This is a genomic window from Nitratireductor basaltis (genome assembly GCF_000733725.1).
Classification (GTDB): Bacteria; Pseudomonadota; Alphaproteobacteria; order Rhizobiales; family Rhizobiaceae; genus Chelativorans; species Chelativorans basaltis.
Genome location: NZ_JMQM01000001.1, coordinates 189,103 through 208,157 on the forward strand (window position 1 = coordinate 189,103; position 19,055 = coordinate 208,157).

General features: G+C 59.9%; 22 protein-coding genes. 3 read left to right on the plus strand and 19 right to left on the minus strand.

Annotation, left to right across the window (positions count from 1 at the left end):
• Window positions 1-52: 52 nt before the first annotated feature.
• From EL18_RS00840 to map, 3 genes are all read right to left on the minus strand, one after another.
• The gene (locus EL18_RS00840) at window positions 53-958 is read right to left on the minus strand and encodes a LysR family transcriptional regulator (protein ID WP_036478772.1); all 906 of its coding nucleotides are present in this window, start codon (window positions 956-958) and stop codon (window positions 53-55) included.
• The gene (locus EL18_RS00845; protein WP_036478774.1) at window positions 946-2,157 is read right to left on the minus strand and encodes an amidase; all 1,212 of its coding nucleotides are present in this window, start codon (window positions 2,155-2,157) and stop codon (window positions 946-948) included. Before EL18_RS00845 ends, EL18_RS00840 begins: the two co-directional genes overlap by 13 nt.
• A gap of 80 nt (window positions 2,158-2,237) precedes the next feature.
• A complete protein-coding gene (gene map / locus EL18_RS00850) occupies window positions 2,238-2,996 on the minus strand; it encodes a type I methionyl aminopeptidase (RefSeq protein WP_036478777.1) in 759 nt (252 codons plus the stop codon).
• Between the two features lie 611 nt (window positions 2,997-3,607).
• On the opposite strand from map, the gene odc2 reads away from it, so the two are divergent.
• Both odc2 and EL18_RS00860 read left to right on the plus strand, forming a co-directional pair.
• On the plus strand, window positions 3,608-4,741 hold the full coding sequence (gene odc2 / locus EL18_RS00855; protein ID WP_036478780.1) for an ornithine/lysine decarboxylase: 1,134 nt from the start codon (window positions 3,608-3,610) through the stop codon (window positions 4,739-4,741).
• A gap of 71 nt (window positions 4,742-4,812) precedes the next feature.
• A complete protein-coding gene (locus EL18_RS00860) occupies window positions 4,813-5,391 on the plus strand; it encodes a GNAT family N-acetyltransferase (protein WP_036478783.1) in 579 nt (192 codons plus the stop codon).
• 39 nt (window positions 5,392-5,430) lie between these two features.
• Here EL18_RS00860 and EL18_RS00865 read toward each other — a convergent pair whose 3' ends face one another.
• Window positions 5,431-6,102, minus strand: coding sequence for an FMN-dependent NADH-azoreductase (locus EL18_RS00865; RefSeq protein ID WP_036478787.1), 672 nt, complete (start codon window positions 6,100-6,102; stop codon window positions 5,431-5,433).
• A gap of 117 nt (window positions 6,103-6,219) precedes the next feature.
• Here EL18_RS00865 and EL18_RS00870 point away from each other — a divergent pair, with 117 nt between their 5' ends.
• The gene (locus tag EL18_RS00870) at window positions 6,220-7,116 is read left to right on the plus strand and encodes a LysR substrate-binding domain-containing protein (RefSeq protein WP_036483596.1); all 897 of its coding nucleotides are present in this window, start codon (window positions 6,220-6,222) and stop codon (window positions 7,114-7,116) included.
• A 62-nt stretch (window positions 7,117-7,178) separates the two neighbouring features.
• Here EL18_RS00870 and EL18_RS00875 read toward each other — a convergent pair whose 3' ends face one another.
• The 15 genes from EL18_RS00875 to EL18_RS00945 all read right to left on the minus strand — a co-directional run bounded on the left by EL18_RS00875 (window position 7,179) and on the right by EL18_RS00945 (window position 18,977).
• Window positions 7,179-7,460 (minus strand): SCP2 sterol-binding domain-containing protein, encoded by a 282-nt coding sequence (locus EL18_RS00875; RefSeq protein WP_036478790.1) that lies wholly within the window; start codon window positions 7,458-7,460, stop codon window positions 7,179-7,181.
• A 114-nt stretch (window positions 7,461-7,574) separates the two neighbouring features.
• The gene (locus EL18_RS00880; protein WP_244444490.1) at window positions 7,575-8,138 is read right to left on the minus strand and encodes a MarR family winged helix-turn-helix transcriptional regulator; all 564 of its coding nucleotides are present in this window, start codon (window positions 8,136-8,138) and stop codon (window positions 7,575-7,577) included.
• Between the two features lie 240 nt (window positions 8,139-8,378).
• Window positions 8,379-8,864 carry a hypothetical protein gene (locus tag EL18_RS00885; protein ID WP_036478793.1) on the minus strand — a complete coding sequence of 162 codons (486 nt, stop codon included), beginning with the start codon at window positions 8,862-8,864 and terminating at the stop codon, window positions 8,379-8,381.
• Entirely contained in the window at window positions 8,861-9,265 is a 405-nt protein-coding gene (locus EL18_RS00890; RefSeq protein WP_244444491.1) for a hypothetical protein, read from the minus strand. The genes EL18_RS00885 and EL18_RS00890 overlap by 4 nt, the downstream gene beginning before the upstream one ends.
• 44 nt (window positions 9,266-9,309) lie before the next feature.
• Window positions 9,310-9,894: a rod-binding protein gene (locus EL18_RS00895; protein WP_036478798.1), complete on the minus strand. Its 585-nt coding sequence runs from the start codon at window positions 9,892-9,894 to the stop codon at window positions 9,310-9,312.
• A 71-nt stretch (window positions 9,895-9,965) separates the two neighbouring features.
• Window positions 9,966-10,358, minus strand: a complete 393-nt coding sequence (locus EL18_RS00900; RefSeq protein ID WP_036478801.1) for a hypothetical protein — start codon at window positions 10,356-10,358, stop codon at window positions 9,966-9,968.
• Window positions 10,358-11,119 carry a flagellar biosynthetic protein FliR gene (gene fliR / locus EL18_RS00905; protein ID WP_036483603.1) on the minus strand — a complete coding sequence of 254 codons (762 nt, stop codon included), beginning with the start codon at window positions 11,117-11,119 and terminating at the stop codon, window positions 10,358-10,360. Before fliR ends, EL18_RS00900 begins: the two co-directional genes overlap by 1 nt.
• 246 nt (window positions 11,120-11,365) lie before the next feature.
• Complete coding sequence (gene flhA, locus EL18_RS00910) at window positions 11,366-13,456, minus strand: flagellar biosynthesis protein FlhA (protein WP_036478804.1); 2,091 nt, start codon at window positions 13,454-13,456, stop codon at window positions 11,366-11,368.
• 259 nt (window positions 13,457-13,715) lie between these two features.
• Entirely contained in the window at window positions 13,716-13,982 is a 267-nt protein-coding gene (gene fliQ, locus EL18_RS00915; RefSeq protein ID WP_036478807.1) for a flagellar biosynthesis protein FliQ, read from the minus strand.
• Between the two features lie 9 nt (window positions 13,983-13,991).
• Window positions 13,992-14,381 (minus strand): flagellar hook assembly protein FlgD, encoded by a 390-nt coding sequence (flgD, locus tag EL18_RS00920; protein WP_036478817.1) that lies wholly within the window; start codon window positions 14,379-14,381, stop codon window positions 13,992-13,994.
• A 4-nt stretch (window positions 14,382-14,385) separates the two neighbouring features.
• Window positions 14,386-14,823, minus strand: a complete 438-nt coding sequence (gene flbT / locus EL18_RS00925; RefSeq protein WP_036478819.1) for a flagellar biosynthesis repressor FlbT — start codon at window positions 14,821-14,823, stop codon at window positions 14,386-14,388.
• A complete protein-coding gene (gene flaF, locus EL18_RS00930) occupies window positions 14,820-15,167 on the minus strand; it encodes a flagellar biosynthesis regulator FlaF (RefSeq protein ID WP_036478821.1) in 348 nt (115 codons plus the stop codon). The genes flbT and flaF overlap by 4 nt, the downstream gene beginning before the upstream one ends.
• 23 nt (window positions 15,168-15,190) lie before the next feature.
• The gene (locus tag EL18_RS00935) at window positions 15,191-16,237 is read right to left on the minus strand and encodes a flagellar hook-associated family protein (RefSeq protein WP_036478823.1); all 1,047 of its coding nucleotides are present in this window, start codon (window positions 16,235-16,237) and stop codon (window positions 15,191-15,193) included.
• 2 nt (window positions 16,238-16,239) lie between these two features.
• Window positions 16,240-17,697, minus strand: a complete 1,458-nt coding sequence (gene flgK / locus EL18_RS00940) for a flagellar hook-associated protein FlgK (RefSeq protein ID WP_036478826.1) — start codon at window positions 17,695-17,697, stop codon at window positions 16,240-16,242.
• Between the two features lie 44 nt (window positions 17,698-17,741).
• Window positions 17,742-18,977, minus strand: a complete 1,236-nt coding sequence (locus EL18_RS00945) for a flagellar hook protein FlgE (protein WP_036478828.1) — start codon at window positions 18,975-18,977, stop codon at window positions 17,742-17,744.
• Between the last annotated feature and the right edge of the window lie 78 nt (window positions 18,978-19,055).

Below are 19,055 nucleotides of genomic sequence, written 5' to 3' on the forward strand. Positions count from 1 at the left end.
GGGGTTTTCAGTGGTTGTTACAGGATAACATGATCTCGGCGAAAATTGGACTTCAACCATCGCCGGAATGGTTGTCCTTCAACCAGTGGGCAAGATAGTCGACCAGCGTGCGAACCTTCGCCGGCAGATAGCGCCGGTGGGGATAGACGGCATAGATGCCCGCGCCGTCCGGCATCCGGTCATCGAACAGGCGGACCAGGCGTCCGGCCTCTACTTCGGATGCTGCGACGAATTCCGGCAGCAAGGCGAATCCAAGTCCGGCCTTGGCTGCGGCGCATACCGCAAGCGGGCTGTTGACTTCCAGCCGACCGCTGACTGCAACGCTCATGGTTCCGCCTTCACCATCCAGAAACCGCCAATTGTTGCGATAGCGGCTGTTGGTATCGATGATGCAGGGCAGGTTCTGCAGATCTTCCGGTTTTTCAGGACGTCCCACCCGCTCGATCAGTTCCGGTGCGGCGACCAAGGGGACCGAAAAGGGAGCCAGCTTGCGGGCAATGAGCGAGGAGTCGTCGAGACGGGTAATGCGGATGGCCAGATCGTATCCATCTTCCACCATGTCGACGAATCGGTCATCGAGATGAATGTCGAGCTCGATTTCGGGATGCGCGATCGCGAAGTCGATCAGGGACTGTCCGGGTGCGGCATCGGCAAATGAGCGCGGGGCGGAAAGCTTGATGCGCCCGCGAATGTCGCCTGTGGCGTCGCGGATGCTCTCGGACAGACTGTCGATATCGCGGAGTATCTCAACGACCTTCCGATAGTAGTCATGGCCGGTCTGGGTGAGGGAGAACTGCCGTGTCGTGCGGTTCAGAAGCAGTACGCCCAACTCGTCTTCGAGTTCGCGCACATATTTGGACAAGAGGGCCTTCGAGCGGCCGATCTTGCGGGCGGCTGCCGAATAGCCTTCCGCCTCCACCACATCAACGAATGCGCGCATGCGCGTCAGTGTGTCCACGTGCCGACCTTTCTTCCGTGAAGAATGTCCCTTGCCATTGAAACGAGCTGACGGTCCGAACCTTTCGGGCCAAGCAGCGATATTCCGAAGGGCGCGCCATGCACTTGGCCCAGCGGGATCGAAATCTGGGGCCATCCAAGCAGTGCCGCAATGGATGTCAGTGTCAGTGCCTTGACGCGGTAGCGCTCCAGTTCCTCCTGGGTCGAGTCCTTCAACGGCGCAGCCGAAGGCTGTGACGGCATGATGACAACCATGTCGCTGTTCATCAAGGCTTCGAAATCGCCCCTGAAGGCGGCCATGCGTTGGCGGGCACGGGCATCCTGTTCCTGCGTGATGGCGCTTGCATAGTCGAACCTTTCCTTCACGCCTGGTCCGAGATTGCGGTCCTTTGCCATAAGAAAGGGACCGTGCACCTGCCAGGCTTCATAGGCCTGCATCTCCTTGAAACGCTCGAAAAGCTCCTCCGCCTCACCTGGCAGAGCCAGAAAGCCGGCGGTTTTGTGAAAGCTGTCATTCACCTGGGCGAGCATCCGCGCATATTCGGCGCGCTCAGCTTCGCCAAAAAGGAGTGTTTCGAGCTCGGCAACCCGCATCGGGCGCAGCAGCTGTTCTTGATGCGTATCCGTTCCCAGAAGCACTGCGGCCACGCGCTCATAGATGTCCGCGTTCCTGGCGAACCAGCCGAATGTATCGAAGCTTGGGGCCAGCGCCATCGTGTGATCCAGCGGGATGCGTCCATGGGTGGTGCGCAAGCCGAGCAATCCGCAGAAGCTTGCAGGCGCGCGGATCGAACCATTGGTGTCCGAACCGGCTGCTATGTCGCAAAGTCCACCGGCAACCGCTGCTGCCGAGCCGGACGAGGAGCCGCCGGTAACGCGTTCGGGCGCTTCCGGATTGACGGGGGAAGGGAAATGGGCGTTCAGCCCGATCATGGAATAGGTCAGTTCCTCGGTCTGCGTTTTGCCGAGAAATTGCGCGCCGGCATCAAGGAGTCTGGCAATCGGGCTCGCGGTGGCTTCGGCACAAGGAAAAGCCTTCTCGCGTTGCGGATTGCCACCGCCGGTAGGCAAACCCCTCACGTCGAAAATGTCTTTCACACCGAGCGTCAGACCCGCAAGCGGCCCGATGTCACTGCTTGGGACCTCTATTTCGCTTGGATAGTCTAGGAACGCGTTCAGCGCGTCGCGCGTGCCTGTCATGCTTTCTCCATTGTGCAGAACCGCCACTCGGATGCGGGTAGGTGGACGGATCAAATCCGACTCTTTCTACTTGAAAAGGTTCAGATATTCATACCCGGCAATGTGACGATAATGGCACCGCTGTCGGTGGCGATCACCGTATGCTCATATTGCACGGTCGGAGCCGGGGGCATGCCGTAGAGCGTCCATCCGTCGTCGCCATCAGCGGCATATTCAGCGCCGCGCGAAAGGAAAGGCTCGACGGTCAGCACCAGCCCTTTATTGATGCGCCGCCGGTCCCCGCTGCCGGACCATGTGGCAATCTCCGTCGGATATTCATGAAGCGATCGGCCAACACCGTGGCTGGCAAGATTTTGCACCAGTGTGTAGCCGTTCTTGCTGGCAAATCTGCCAATGGCATCACCGATGCCATAGAGGGGTTTGCCTGTGGCTACCTGCGATATGCCTATCCGCATCGCCTTCTTGCCGTCACGGCACAGGCGCGCGCATTTCGCATCAACCGGGGGCACCGTGAAAGAGGCGCCGGTATCGGCGAAATATCCATCCTTGGAAGCCGACACGTCGATATTCACAAGATCGCCTGCAAGGATCACCCGATCTGACGGAATGCCGTGGGCGATCTCTTCATTAACGCTGATGCAGGTTGCACCGGGAAAATCGTAGCTGGACTCAGGAGCCGGTATCGCCCCTTCGCGCGTCAGGTAGCGCCGGCCGACATCATCCAGTTCGCGGGTGGTGATGCCTGGCTCCAACGTATTCGCCATCATCTGCAGCGTATCGGCAACAATCCGCCCAATCTGCTTAATCCCGGCAAGTTCATCTTCATTGGTAATGGTCATGGTGACTGCCTTGTCCGGTAGGGTTGGCGGAGACCTTAGCGCCTTATGCCGCAAATGTCGTCATCGGGAAGCGGAACGGCTCGTTTCCAAATTATATTTCGTCGGACCGATTTTTTGATTGATTGTGACAGGTGACGCGCCTATATGCGCGCTTGCCCAAAGTCGCACGTGCCTGTGGGTGTCCGCCGAACCTCGGAATGGCGAGGAAATCGGTACGGTACCTGGACCTAACCGCTCCAGTCGATTCTACGGCCACCCGCTGAATCGAGGACATCTTGAAGCAACGACGGTGCGGGCCTTTCTGGTGTCTGCCGGTTGTCCATAAACCGGGGTTACTGAAGAGGCACACCTTCATTGCCGGCAGTGCGGAGGGTTTTCCCATCCAAAGCTGAGGCAGACAGAGCGGATTTTCGCTTCTCGCAAGCGGTGATCCAACGCGGTGCGTCATGGCACCATGGCCGGTGCATTCCACCCTCCGGCTCGTGGAGTTCATGCGTGTTGCGCCTTTGTCCATCGCATGGCGGGCGGCATGCCCCTCATGCACGATTGAGAGCTTCAGTTCGGCTGCCCGTTGCGCGGAGAATCCGCCCGGGTGCCAAAGGGGAAAACATATGGCAACGCAGCGCATCCTCGACTTCCTCGCCACCCGACGTCCCGAAGGTCCCTGCCTCGTGGTCGATCTCGACGTTGTTCGCGAAAACTATCAGGCCTTTGAAAAGGCGCTGCCCGACAGCAGCATCTACTATGCCGTAAAGGCCAATCCGGCGCCGGAAATCCTCAAGCTGCTGGCCACACTTGGTTCAAGCTTCGACACCGCTTCCGTTGCCGAAATTGAGATGGCGCTGAATGCCGGTGCCACGCCTGACCGCATCTCCTATGGCAACACCATCAAGAAGGAGCGCGACATTGCGCGTGCCTTCGAACTCGGCATTCGGCTCTTCGCCGTCGATTGCGTGGAAGAGGTGGAGAAGGTTGCACGTGTTGCACCCGGCAGCCGCGTATTCTGCCGTGTGCTCACCGATGGTGCGGGTGCCGAATGGCCGCTGTCGCGCAAGTTCGGCTGCGTGCCGGCCATGGCGGTTGATGTGCTGCGCCACGCAAAGACGCTCGGCCTCGACCCCTACGGTGTCTCCTTCCATGTCGGTTCGCAGCAGACGGATCTCGATGCATGGGATCGCGCGCTCGCCGATGCGCAGGCCGTGTTCGCGCGTCTTGCCGAAGAAGGCATTGTCCTGAAGATGGTCAATATGGGCGGTGGCTTCCCGACCCGTTATCTGCGTGACGTGCCTGCTGCACAGGCCTATGGCCAGGCGATCTTCTCCGCGCTGCGCAAGCACTTCGGCAACCGTATTCCAGAGACCATCATCGAGCCGGGCCGCGGCATGGTGGGCAATGCTGGCGTCATCAAGTCGGAAGTTGTCCTGATCTCCAAGAAGGCCGACAACGACAATGTGCGCTGGGTCTATCTCGATATTGGCAAGTTCGGCGGACTGGCCGAGACGATGGATGAGGCGATCCGCTACCCCATCTCCACCCCACGCGACGGTGCGGAGACCGAACCTTGCGTTCTGGCCGGGCCGACCTGCGATTCCGCTGATGTGCTCTACGAGAAGACGCCTTATCCGCTGCCGGTCTCGCTGACCATCGGAGACGAGGTTCTGATCGAGGGCACGGGTGCCTATACGACGACTTATGCGTCCGTGGCATTCAACGGCTTCGAACCGTTGCGCGCCTACGTCATCTGACGCGAGACAAAAAGAAGGCCGGGTGACGAACCCGGCCACCTCTCCATCATCTGTTGTTTGAGGATTGGGCCATGGTCCACTCTGCTCTCCTGTCCGTCGTGGCGGGCGCCGTCTCCATTCATGCCGAAATGCCTGCAGATGTTCCTGCACGCGAAGCGTTGCTTAACCGCGTGATGGGGCCCAACCGTCGTCGCAAATCTTCCGAGAAGCTGCGTCGCGGCCGCATGCCTGCTGAAGGCCTGGCGCTTGTCGCGCGCAGCGAGAGTGGTGCGCTTGTGGGCACCGTGCGTCTTTGGAACGTGACGACCGGTGACGGGCGTCCCGCATTGCTTTTGGGGCCGCTGGCCGTCGACCTCGCCTGCAAGAGCGGCGGCATCGGTTCGGCTCTCATGCGCCACGCCATCGCCGAAGCTGTCCGCCTTGGCCATAGCGCGATCCTTCTGGTTGGCGATGCCGCCTATTATCAGCGTTTCGGCTTTGATGCGGCGAAGACCTCGGCGCTTTCCATGCCAGGTCCTTACGAGCGCGAACGCTTTCTCGCGCTGGAACTCGTGCCGCACGCGCTTGAAGGCGCACACGGCACGCTCAAACCCTCGGGGCGCAGATCAAACAAGACGCGGGGGCGCGTCGATCTGCTGAAGGTGGGGTGAGGCACGGCCCGGAGCGGCGACGCTTCGGGCCGTATCGTTTCAGGCAGCAACCGCGGCCACGTTGGCGGCCAGTTTCATAGCCAGTGCGCGTGCATTCTGATGTGCGTCATCGATGGAGCGGCGGTGGCGGTCATCCTTGAATTCCTGATACTCGATGGCGATGGTGTGAATGGCCTCTTGAGCCACGCCCCAATAATGGGCGCAGGCTCCAATGGCCGGGTCGAGCGCGTTGAGGTGAGCGCGTATTCCGCCGGGTGCGAACCCGAACTCGCCGCGGGCGGACAGCACGACGAGTGTCTTCCCGCTCAGGACTGGTTCAATCGGAAAATCGCCTCGTGAAAGGTCGAATGAGAAGGTGCGGCCGATACGGGCCACATGATCCACCCAGGCCTTGAGTGCTGCCGGCATGCCGTAATTGTACATCGGCGCACCAAGCACGATGATGTCCGAAGCCACGACTTCATCGACCAGTTCATCCGACAGCGCCAGTCGCTCTCGCATCCAGTTCTCGCGCTGATCTGCTGGGGTGAAGGCAGCGTGAATGAAATCACTGGTGATGGCGGGCGGTGGTGTCTGGCCGACATCACGACGGATGACGCGGGCGCTTGCATGGGTGCCGAGATAGGCATCCATGAAGGTCTTGGTCAGTTGGCGGGTGAGGGATCTCTCTTCAAGCTGTGCGCTTGAATCGATGTGCAGCAAAGTCGTCATGCGCAGGTCCTTTCGCGGCTTTGAGGGTCTGGGCTTGTGCTACGCATCGGCAGGACACTTGGCCAAAGCGAATATCTCAGCCATAAGATGAATGAGATTCATCATGAGATCAGAACCATGCGTCGATTGCCGCCCTTGCATGCACTGCGCGCGTTCGAAGCTGCAGCGCGTCACTTGCATTTCTCCAAGGCTGCCGAGGAATTGGCTCTTACACCTACCGCTATCAGCCATCAGGTCAGGCAATTGGAGGCGCTGCTGGGTGTTCAGCTCTTTCACCGTTATCCGCGGCCGGTCCGGCTCACTGCTGATGGTGCAGCACTCTATCCGGTGCTGCGTGATGCGCTCGACGAGATCGCGGCCAAGATCGCCGAGCTGTCGAATAGTGGTGGTGCAGAGCCGCTGGCGGTTTCCGTCACACTGGCATTTGCCAGTCGCTGGTTGATGCCCCGCCTGCAGCGGCTACAGAATGAGACGGGGCTTCGTATAACCGTTGAAGCTGATGATCGCATTGCCAATCTTCATGGCGATACGGTTGATCTGGCGATCCGCTATTGCGCCAGTCCATCAAGCGGAGGGCGCTGGCAGAGGCTGTTTCAAGATCACTTCATCCCGGTTGCCGCACCAACGCTGTGTCCCGCCGGTGTAGAAGAGCTGGCTGTGCATGACATCGCGAAACTGCCCCTGATCCACTACAGGTGGAAGAACCAGACGCTGGACGCACCCGACTGGCAGAAATGGTTCTCCTTCGCGATCAAGGCACGCACCCAGATTGCGGTGGCGCAGGAGTTTTCGGAAGAGGTGTTGGCAATCGATGCTGCCGTTGCGGGGCAGGGGGTCGTGCTTGCTTCCCAAGTGCTGGTGAGCGACCTTCTTGCAAGCGGTCAGCTGGTGCAGCTTTCCCCAATGGACTTGCCCGGTCCCTCTTGTTGGGCGGTGCATCTTTCCAGCCATCCACGCCAGGCCGAGATCAACCGGCTTATCGAGTGGATGCGGCAGTCGCATATCGGTGATTAACGGAAAAAGCCCCCGCATCGGGTGATGCGAGGGCTTCCTGAACTTGTGGTCAGTCTTGTGGCCTAGAGCACCTGGCTCAGCTGCATCGCCACGCTCATGTCGCCATCGACCTTTAGCTTGCCCTGCATGAAAGCAGCGGTCGGGTCGAGGTCGCCGGAGACGAGGCTTTCAAGATCATCCTTGGCAAGGCTGATCGTGCAGTCGGCCGGCTGGTCGTCCTGGCTGACCTTGCTGCCGTCGATCACGATTACGCCTTCGCTGCCACAGTCGAACTTGACCGACTTGTCGAAGCTCGAGCCTTCCACGCGCTGACCGATTTTGCCGGCGATTTCATCCATTCCCATCGGGCCACTCCCAAATCCGAATTGCGTTCCTGACGGGCGGGCTCGCCCGTGCCCCAGCAGCCGGCCTAGACCAGCATCGAGCGTTCCGGAACTAACAGGACTTTTACGTGCACGTCAATGGGAATTGCGAATGAGACCAGAGGCTTCAGCGGTAGACCGGTCAGCGCCGCTGCCGACAAGCAGGCGGTCGAGCAGCATGACGAGCTGGTCGCGGTTTTCTTCGCCGCCAAGTCGTTCGAGCATGCGTTCCTCGTGCTCGTTCCACAGCTTGCACATGTGAGACACGAATTCCTCACCGGCTTCCGTCAGATAGAGCGAATGCGAACGACGATCGTTCTCGCCCTTGCGCCTCTCAGCAAAACCGCGCGCCTCCAGGCTGTCCATCAGCGCGACGAAATTCGCACGCTTGATACCGAGTTCCTCGGCGATTGTCGTCTGCTTCTGACCCGGATGATTGGCAATCATTGCGAGTACGGAGAACTCTGCCGGCCGCAAGCGGCTGGTGGAGAAGGTCTCGATGAAGTCCTGAAAAACGAGAAGCTGTGCCCGGCGCAGCTTGTGATCAAGGATCGAGGTCATGCAGGGCAGACCCGACTGTCCGGTCTGGTCCCGGTTGGCGATGGTGTTCGTGCCCGTATTGCAGCAGGCACTCTTTTCCCGTGCGGAAGGTTCAATCATGGAAACTCCAAAAGTCATGCGTCATAAAAAATCCACCGGAACACCCGGTGCTGGGCAAAATTCGGCGGCGTGCCACCTGGCTCGTTAGCGCTCAAAACAATCCGCTGACCGAGTCATAATCATTATGTGCGAATATGCGCTGGCCGCAACAATCGGCTGCGCGACATATGGTCCTTGGCAATGATGCTGCGTTGACGGAGGCAGGAACGTAAGGGCCCGGCAGGCGCCGGGCCGAAACCGCTACTCGTCGGGGCCGATACGCCGGCGCATGGCATTGTCACGTATCTCGTCCTTGCCGAGATAGTCGATCTGCTCCACGAGCACGTCATGCACCAGCTTGTCGCCGACGCGCTCGTTGATGCTGTCGCGAATGCCATCGCGCATCGCGTCGAGATCAAGCTCCTTGTGCCGGGAATAGTCGATCTGCGGGTTTGAATAGAGATGCGCGTGGAGCTGGTCGACGAAAAGCACCTCCGGCGGCACCGAAAGCTTTTTCAGCTTTTCCGGCTCGACCGTGTAGACGAGGCGGGCGAGGAAATAGCCCGAAACCTGGCCGTCGCTGACAACCGGTACAGAGATCACGCCCGTATTCACGTAATCCAGCCCGCCGAAAAAGGCCGGCGGTGGCTCTGCCACCTTCTCCGCCTGTGCCGTCTTGAACCCGTAGAAGACGGCTCCCAGCGAAGCTGCACAGATCCACAGTGCGGCGAAGATGAACTTGATCATGCGCCTGCCGGTGCCGCGCTGGCAAATTCACGGGCGGAGTATGTGCCATCTGCCTGCGCCCGTTCGATGGCGTCCTGCACCAACTCGGCGATCTCACCAACTGCGCCCAGATGCATCTCGATGGCGCGGGCGTTGATCGACAGGCGCTCGCGCATGTTTCTCACTGCATCCACGACCGCCTGTGACGGTTCGCTGTTGCCGAGTGCGCGAAAGGCCTTGCCGAGTTCATAGAGATAGCGGCTCTTGCGGGTGTTCGAAGCCTTCAGGTCATAGTTCGGGTTACCCTTGATGGCTGCGGTTTCCTCGTCGATGAAGCTCTCGATACGAGCGACTAGATTGAGCAGACCGGCTTCTGGCCCTGAGGTCTCCTCGGTCGGCGCAGATGCATTGGCAGCGTTCATTGGAAATCTGTCCTGGTTCATTGCGGGTTCCAATTCTCAAAGTCTCAGGGCTTGGCGCTGTTGGCCTTCGCCGCCATGTCCATATCCAGCGCTTTGGCAGCCTGGCGTTCGATCTCTTCAACCAGCGCCTCGGAAAGGTCTTCCTGCAGGCGGGCTTCTTCCGGCTTGCCGGAGATGCCGGCAATGGCCACTTTCTTCTCTCCGTCCAAATAGTGGTCGGAGAGGACACGCTCGGCAATGCCGATACCGCCCCTGGTGGCAATGGATTCAGCCACCTGCTGCGCGAGCAGTCCCTGCCACATCTCGCCTGCAAGGCCTTCGCCGTAAACACTCTGCGTGTCTTCCGGCATCATGGTTTTCAGGAAGTTCTGCAGGACCATCGCCTCGAACTTCACGAAATGCTCCGGTGGCCGCGCTGCAACCTTGTCCGTTGAAGTGTCGGGCTTGGCGGTCATCGACTTGGCGCGGAAATCTGCAGCAAAGCTCATGGCGGACGCACTTGCCTGGCTGCTGCGCGCCGTGCGCTGCGACGACTGCGCCTGCAGTTTCTCACGCGCGGCTGCAAGCCTTGCCGGATCGGCAGCCTTTGCCACGTCCATCAGAATGTCGCCGGGTGGTTTGATGGCCACGGGTATTCAATCCTGTTGTTGCTGGTAAACACTATGGCAGGGAAAGCTTGTGGCAGGCTTGCGAGACATCTCTAGTCGGCTTTTGACGTATCGATTATCTGCAGAAGTTCCAGCAGTGCCTTTTCTTCGTGATCTCGATCCAGCTTGGATGCGAGAACGCGACGGTTATTCTCCGCGGTACGGGCGCGCGTTCTAGCCGTGGCGACATGCTCGGCTTCGACCTGCGATGCCATTTTGGCCTTCTCGGCCCTGTCGAGCGCTGCACCGATGCGGCGGTGATAGAGTTCGGGAAAAAGTTCAGCCAGGCCATCATCGTCTTCGAAATGTCGTGCGATTTCCGCAGCCTCGGTGGAGGCCGCCTCGGCTTGACGTAGATGCGCGGCCTGCCGCGTTTCGTGGAGGCGCTTCAACTTGCCTTGAAGGTCGACCAGGCGGGCCAGGCGCCTTTCGCGTCGCTTGTCCATCAGCGCCCCAATGTCGTCGGCAGGAAGCCGTCAGCCATGAGCGAAAGGAAGGTCGAAATCCCGAAATAGGTGAGGACCAATCCGCCGGCGATCACGAAGGGGAGGGAGATGAAATAGATCGGAATCTGCGGCGTCAGCTTGTTCAAAAGACCGATGGCGAGATTCACCAGGATCGCATAGGCGAGATACGGGCTGCCAAGCCGCAGCATGATGAAAAAGGATTCAGCCAGCGTGTCAGTCAGGTCGATCAGCGCCGTCTGGGCGTTGAAGAGCGCATCCACTGGCGCGACGCGGTAAGAGGCGGCAAGCGCCTGCACCACCGCATGGTGAAAGTCCAAGACGAAAAGCAGAAGCAGCGCGGAGAACGAAATGATGGCCGCAATGGCCGGCTGAGGTTCGTTCTCTTCAATCGCGATGCCGCCTGCCGCCATGCCAAAGCCGGACATCATGGCAATCGCAGCCGCGATGAACTGAACCGACAAGAGGTAGAAGCGTGCGACCAGCCCGATCAGTGCGCCGATCAGCAGTTCCGACCCGATGAGGAAGAGAAGCCGGGTAGGGCTCGTTCCCACATGGGGCGCGATCGCGTCCCATAGCGGCAGAGTGAGTGCCAGGCTTGCGCCGACCGCAACGAACAATCGCACCTGCATCGGCACACGCGCGGAGCCGAGGCCGGGAAGGAACAGGAAGCACGCCCCGATGCGACAGAATGCGAGGAACGCTGTCAGGATCGCGGTGTTGAGGACGACAGCGCTCAGCATGGGATGATTGCGGTGGGCCACTGCATGCGCGTGCCTACCCCCCTCTGTCCTGCCGGACATCTCCCCCACAAGGAGGCAGATTGGCCCTCATAGATGCTTCCGCTTGCCCTGGACATCTGCGCACCGCAATTGTCGCGCGTGATCTCCCCCCTTGTGAGGGAGATGCCCGGAAGGGCAGAGGGGGGCGCGAAGGAACGCTTCCATCTGCGATGACGCTGGGTGGCAGGAACACTCACCCCATCACTCTCAAGAGATCGCGCCAAGGACACGCAGCTCCACACCCTTGGCGATCTCCACATGGGAGAGCACGGGCAGGGTCGGATACAGCCGCTCGACGATCATGCGAACATAGGGGCGGGCTTCGGGGGCGGTGACGAGGACGAAGCGCTCGCCCGCATCGAGCTGAGCCTGAATGGCCTTGCCTGCCTCCTTGCCGAATTCCTCCAGCTGGCGCGGATCGATGTCGAATTCGCGCACTTCGCCCTTGGCATCGCGCTTGAGACTCTGGTGGAAGGCGAGGTCCCAGCGGTTGCCGAGACGCAGCACCTTCAGGACACCGCCTTCGCTCAGGTCGCCGCAGATCTGCTGCGCCATGCGGATGCGCACATGTTCGACGATCTGCTCGGTGCGACGGATATGCGGTGCAATTTCGGCAATCGCCTCGATGATCAGATGAAGATTGCGGATCGAGATGCGCTCGGCCAGAAGCAGCTTCAACACCGCCTGCAGGCCCGGATAGGTAATGTGCGAGGTGCAGATCTCTTCCGTCAGCTTTCGGTATTCGGGATCAAGCCGCTCGATCAGCGCCTTCATGTCCTTGTAGGAGAGAAGCTGCGGCAGGTTGTTGCGGATCACTTCGGAAAGATGCGTCAGCAGCACGGACATGTTGTCGGCATGGGGCAGCTGCAGCCGCTTCAGGTCTTCGGCAAACATCTCCGGCACGGAGAAGGCGCGCATTCCGAAGGCGGGTTCCTTCACCTCGTCGCCCGGCAGGTCGGGTTTCGGCTTGGAACCGAGCAGGACCATGAGCTCGCCCACGCGCAACTGGTGCTCCGAAACCACCGTGCCGTGGATCTTGATCTGGTAGTTCTTCGGCTGGATGGAGAAGTCGTCGGCAAGCCGCACTTCAGGAACGACGAAACCATATTGAGATGCGAATTTCTTGCGCATCTTGTTCATTCGGAACGCCAGTTCCTGATGCGAGGACAATAGGCGCGTCGAAAGCTGTTTGCCGATCAGAAGTTCGATCTCGGCGGTTCGCAGCGAGGCTTTCACCGAGTCCTGTTCTTCTTCCACCTTGGACTGCTGCTTGACCTTTTCCTGCGCCTCAAATTCGGCCTTCTCGCGGGCCGCGCGGCGCGGAAGGGCATAGCCAAGGCTGGCCATGACGATGGCCAGCGCCATGAAGGGGAGGACGGGCAGGCCGGGCGTCAATGCCAGTACCGTCAGGAGCATGGCTGCAACGAAAAGGGCGCGCGGATAAGCGCCCAGCTGTCCAAACACGGCCTGATCAGCCGAGCCGCGTGTGCCCCCTTTCGAGACCAGGAGGCCCGCTGCCAGCGAGACGATCAGCGCGGGGATCTGTGAAACAAGCCCGTCACCCACGGACAGCTTGGTGAAGATGTCGGCGGCTTCGCCAATGCTCATGTCATGGCGCGACGCGCCGATGGCAATACCACCGACAATGTTGATCGCCGTGATGATGAGGCCAGCAATGGCGTCGCCACGAACGAATTTGGAGGCACCGTCCATGGAGCCGAAGAAGGAACTTTCCTCCTCAAGTTCGCGGCGGCGGCGCTGCGCTTCCTTGTCATCGATGGTGCCGGCAGAAAGATCGGCATCGATCGACATCTGCTTGCCGGGAATGGCATCAAGAGTGAAGCGCGCGCCGACTTCCGCGATACGGGTCGAGCCCTTGGTGATGACGACGAAATTCACGACAACGAGAATGAGGAAGACGATGAGGCCGATCACGAAATCGCCGCCCATCACCATTTTCGAGAAACCGCCGATCACGTATCCGGCAGCATTCGTGCCCTCGTGTCCTTCGGAGAGAATGACGCGGGTCGTGGCGATGTTCAGGGACAGCCGCATCATTGTCGCAACCAGCAGAATGGTCGGGAACGACGAGAAATCGAGCGGCCGCTGGATCCACAGCGCCACCATCAGGATCAGCACCGAAAAGGCGATCGAGAAGGCCAGGCCGATATCGATCAGGAATGCCGGGATCGGCAGAAACAGGATCGCGAGAATCGCCACAATGCCCAGCGCAAAGCCGATATCGCGGCTATGCTTGCGCGGGACCAATCCAACCGGTGTCGTTTCACTCAGCGCCATTCATGCCTCCGTAACGGGCCGGAGCATAGGAGGCGAAGCTTGTGCGAAGGTGGGGAGGGGGAGAGGATTGGCGCGCGGCACACCCCTCTGCCTTGCCAGGCAACTCCCCACAAGGGTGAGATTGGCTGTCGTAATCGCAGTACCAACCTGCAAAATATAGGCGCCAGGTTTTCACGATGTATCTCCCCCTCGTTGGGAGACGTCCGACAGGATTGAGGGCGCGCGGAGAGGGCTGGGTCAAATAACTGGCGAAGGCGCCCTAGAACCCGTCCTGAACGCGCTGAAAGATAACGGTCGTGAAGGAAGAAATCTGCGAGCCGACGAAGGGGCCGGAAAGAGCAACCGTCAGCAGGATGGCCACGATCTTTGGCACGAAGGTAAGCGTTATTTCCTGCACCTGCGTCAGGGCCTGTACCAATGCGATACCCACGCCCACGACCATCGCCACGACCACGGCAGGGCCCGAGGCGATGAGGACGGTCCAGATTGCGAATTGGACCAGATCAAGGGCGTCGGCTTCGTTCACGTGGGAACTCTAGCGTACCGACACGCCCGGGCCGACAAGGATTTCCTTGCCGGAGCCCAGAACTGCAATGATACCGTCGGAGAAGAGCTTCACTTCCTTGACGGTGCCGGTGACAGTCCCGTCTGCGGAGGTCAGCTCGCGTCCGACCAGCGAACCGGCCTGGGCCAGAGAGGATGCTGCCAGAAGCTGGTCGAGCTTCGAGTTCATCTGGACCGACTGCTCAACCTGCGAGAATGTCGCGAGCTGTGCGACATAATCCGTCGATTCCATCGGGCTCGTCGGATCCTGGTTCTTCATTTCCGCGACCAGCAGCTTCAGGAACGACTGATAGTCGACAGCCGTCCCAGAGGAAGCTGCACTCGGATTGGTCGATGCGGCGGTGGCACTGTTCACGATCATTGCATCAGGCTCCCACTGCCTTCTTGAATTCGGTCACGGGTGAGGAGGCGGGCTTGCCCACGATCTCCTCTTCCAGAGGATAGAGCTGGCGGATGGCCTTCAGCGCATCGTAGACCTGCGCCTCGACAACCATTTCATCCACATGCTTCAGGCCGGCAAGGATCTGCTCGTTGCGGAAGGCGCTGAGCAGGTTGTTCATCGTGGTGCGGTAAAGTCCCATGGTCTGCTCCCGGGATTCCGGGTTCATCAGCATGACCTGCACCACGAAGTAAAGCTGGCGCAGCGGGGTGACCGCCTCTTCGGGCTGCAGTACATGGTTCTGCAGCAGGAACTGAACGTCGTTCAGGAATTCCAGCTGACACTTGCGATCCACCTTGATGACCGCGCCGTTGACATAGATCTTCTCGCCGGCCTTGAGTGAAATCTTCAGCGTGTTCTTCATCTCAAGCCGTCCCTGATGATCTGCGACACCTCAATGAGGCCGTCGAAATTACTGGAGCGACCCTGGCGGATCTCTTCCGCTTCGCGCAGCAGCCACAATCCGATGGAAATGAGATTGGCCCGCAGTTCCTGGGATAGCTCGTTTTCCGGGTCGCCGAGATCTTCGATCAACGCGGTCCAGACGCGGTTCATGAACAGAACCGCTTCGATGGCCTGTCGCGACTGCGGACCGGCATCGCGCGCCTCGATCAGAAGATCGATGGATCGGGAAAGAAGCTGCTGCTCACGATCCTTGGCGTCGGCGATGGAGTCCGTTTGAACCTCGCTATAGGAAAACTGATACATGGGCCGGCTGTCTTCTCGTGTTATCAGAGGTGGCGAAGCAGGCTGAGCTGCTGGATACGGGCGGTGAGGGCGTAGGAGGTTTCGATCTGCGTCAGAAGCTCGTTGAGCTTGGTTGAAGCTTCGTAAGGGTCGACGCCCTCCATCTCATTGACAAAGAGTTTGGACAGGTCGATCTGGGCTTCCACGCGATCGGTGGCGTCCTTAACGCGAATTTCGGCTACACCTACTTCGGACTGGACGCGGGCGACGTCGGCGACGGCTTCACCCACCAGGGCGGTCGCCTTCGTGTAAAGCGCCTTCTGCGTTTCCTCCGAGAGCGGTATTTTCAGCAGATCGGACGTCATTGCGGTGGCAAGAGCCACCTTGCGCATGCCGATGCTGTTGGCGGTCGTCGATGTCTGCGCCGTTTCATTCAATGTGATGCGGCTGGTGATCGTCTCGTTGGATGCGTTGGACCATGCCGCCTGCCAGTCGGTGCCCAAGAAGCCGGGGAGCAGCGTGTTGTCGATGAAGTCGTTCATCTGGGCGGCGGTGATGCTTGCTGCCGCCGGATCCGACTGCGGGAAGCCGAAATGGGTCTGGAAATAGGTGTCGAACTGCGCCTGGTTGGGCGAACCCGGTGCGGTGAATTCGTTGACGGGTTTCACATCGGTGTTGATGCCCGCGAAGAGGTATTCACCGTTCATGTTGGTGTTGAGGATGCTTGTCACCGACTCCAGCGAGCGTGTTGCGGCAGCGCGCACGATGCTGGTGTCACTGACGCCTGAAACAGCCGCGGTCAGTGTGGAAAGCAGGTCCTGCGAAACGTTGGAGAATTGCTCCAGTGCATTCTGCGTGGCGCTAAGGCGGTTGGCTGCAAGTCCATTGGAATCCAGCAGGTTTTCCAGTCGCTGGATGTCGCGTGTCATCGAGAAGGAGAAGCCTGCGCGTGCGCCCAGTGTGGCGCCTGGATCGGCCAGGCGCTGCGTTGTCACTTCCTGCTGGCGCTGCACCAGCTCCACCTGCATGCGCATCATGTGGTTGCGCATGGTCTGGGATATGGCGCTGGAGGAAACGAAGGAGGTCTTCATCTTTATCTCGCAATCGACATCAGGGTGGCCAGCATCTCGTCAACGACGCTCATCAGACGCGCGGATGCCTCGTAGGAATGCTCAAGCTCGAGAAGCAGCGCCATTTCCTCGTCCATGTTGACGCCGATTTCGTTGGACAGCGCGGTTGCCGTGCGAACGGACAAGGCTTCCTTGGATTCTGCTCCGCGTGCCGCATCCTGGCGCAAGGCTTCAAGCCAGCCTATGGAATCGGCGGTGTAGCCCGTCAGGCTGCGCGGTGAGGCGATGCCAGCCGCAGGATCGAAGGCGATTGGTTCATCGAGCTTCTGGGTATAGGCAATCAGCGTATCCGAGTATGAAGCGGCGCCCGAGGTGTTTTTCACATAGGCAGCACCATTCATGCCACCATCGCGCAGAAGCTGAACATTGCCGCCTTGTTCGGAATCAACGGCGGCGTTGACGGTAATCCGGCCGGCAAGTCCCTCGACGAGTGTTCCCGAAGCGGGAAGGGCAGGGCCGCCCGGCCAGGTAAAGAGTCCTGCCAGCGGATTCGTACCGGAGGCGTCGGTCTCGGCGAAGGCCTCGATCAGGCCGCGGGCCGTCTCGTCGAGCTGGCGCTGCATCTGGGGGGCGACCGTGTCGCGCATCTGCAGTTTGGCGGCCAAGGTGCCTTGAGAAGTCGTATTGCCTGCGGTGCCCGCGGACAATGGCACGCCGTCCACATAGATGGCATTGCCGGTCATGGCGGCGGTATAGGTTGTGTTCGGCGTGAAGGTCACCGGTCGCGCGACGGTTTCGAACAATGTGGCGCCGTCGGCAGTCAGCACCATCATGTCGTTCTCCTGTCTGCTCACGGTGGAGACAGGAACATATTCGGAGATCTTCTTGAGGAGATTGTCGCGTGCATCCAGCGCGTCTGCGGCATCGCTGCCAGCGCGGGTTGCTTTCACCACTTCCTTGTTCACCGTCTCGAATTCGGCAAGAAGCCGGTTCAGATCATCAACCGAGGTTTTTATTTCAGCGTCGATTTCCGCGCGATAGCTCTGGATCGCCTGGGTGCCGTTGTTGAGTGTCCGGACAAGGCCGCGCGCAGCCTCGACTGCGTTCTCTGCCAGCGTGGCGTTGGATGGAGTGGCCGCATAGGTTTGCAGCGCCTCCTGCAGCACACCCAATTTCTGGGCCGGAGACGTGGAGTTGTCCGGTCCATTGACGCGAAGCTGCAGCGTGTTGAGCCCGCTCGACAGAGAGGCCTGAGCCTGCCAGCCCGAAAGGGCCGACAGGTTTTGACGGAAAAGCGCCTCATTGGTGGCACGCCTGATCTCGCTGATGCGCGCGCCACCATTGGTGCTTGAATAGATCGACGTACGGCGTGCGTAATCGGGGTTGGAGGCTTCGGAGATGTTGCGCGAAACTACGCTTGTCTGGCGCGACGTGTTGAACAGCGCCGACTGAGCGATACTGAGTGCAGATGTAAGCGACATTACTCCTCTTTCCGGCCCCCCACGAGCCGATCAATGAACGGTCACTATCTCTTCAGATTGACCAGCAGCTCCATGAGATCGGAACCGGTCTGGAACACTTTCGAATTTGCCGTGTAGCTGCGCTGGGACTCGATCATCTCGGTCAGTTCCTGCGCGATATCCACATTGGAATTCTCGACCGCGCCGGAGACGATATCGCCCATGCCGCCATTGCCCGCGAAGCCGATGCGAACGGCACCTGAATTCGGGCTTTCGGTAAAGACATTGCCCGCCAGAACCTGAAGCTGGTCCGGGCTTGTCACGCTTGCTACCGGAATGCGGTAAAGCGGCTTGAACGAGCCGTCGGCATACTGGGCGTAGATCACGCCGTCCGTGCCGATCTCGACGCTTTCGATCGTGCTCGGCGGTGCGCCATCCATGGCGGCATCCGAAATGTCGAACGGGGCGCCGAGCTGCGTCATGTTGCTCAGATCGAGTTCGATCGCCTGGCCGGAGGCAAGAGCGAGACTGGCGTTTGCCGGAGCTGTGAGCGCACCAGTATTGTCGAAGGTCATGGTCGCGGTGCCGCCAGGCACGAGGCTGCCGGTAGCTCGGTCGTAGACCTCTACCTGCCACTCATCCACGCCAGTGCCGGTAGATGCGTCATATTCGCTGGTCTTCGACATGTAGACATCGAAGAGCATCTCTTCGCCCATTGTCCCATAGGCAACGAGGGAGGTTTTCTTGGTGTAGTTGGTCGTGCTGGGTGCACCGGTCAGGACTTCAGCATCCGCGGGAAGATTACCCTTGAGGAAGCCGTTTTCCGTCGGCGTCGCGACGAGTTCACTCTGGGTGATCGTGACAGGCTCCAGGCCGGCATAGCCGTTGGCGGTCGCAGCGGGTTCGCCGTTTGCGTAGCTGTAGCCCATGAGCTGGAAGCCGCCGGCATTGACCATCTGGCCTTCGGAATTGAGAACGAAGGAGCCGGCACGCGTGAGAAGCGGTTGGCCGGACGGGTTCTGCACCACAAAGAAGCCTTCGCCCTTGATGGCGAGATCCGTCACCGAAGTCGTGTATTGCAGCACGCCCTGCGTCGAGATCGCATTGCGGACTGTCGTGGTCACACCGCCGGAATTATAGGACCCCTGCGTGCTGGGAATGACCAGCGTGGAGAATTCCGTCTTGGCGCGCTTGTATCCGTTGGTGCTGGAATTGGCGATATTGTCGGCGACGGTGGAGAGCCGGTTTGCCTGGGCATTCATGCCCGACACGCCGGTTCTCATCATTCCATAAAGGCTCATGCGGATTTCTCCTCGTTACGCTTATTGGAGGATAACCGTCGTGACTTGCGCGAAGCTGGCCACGAGCCTGTCGCCTTC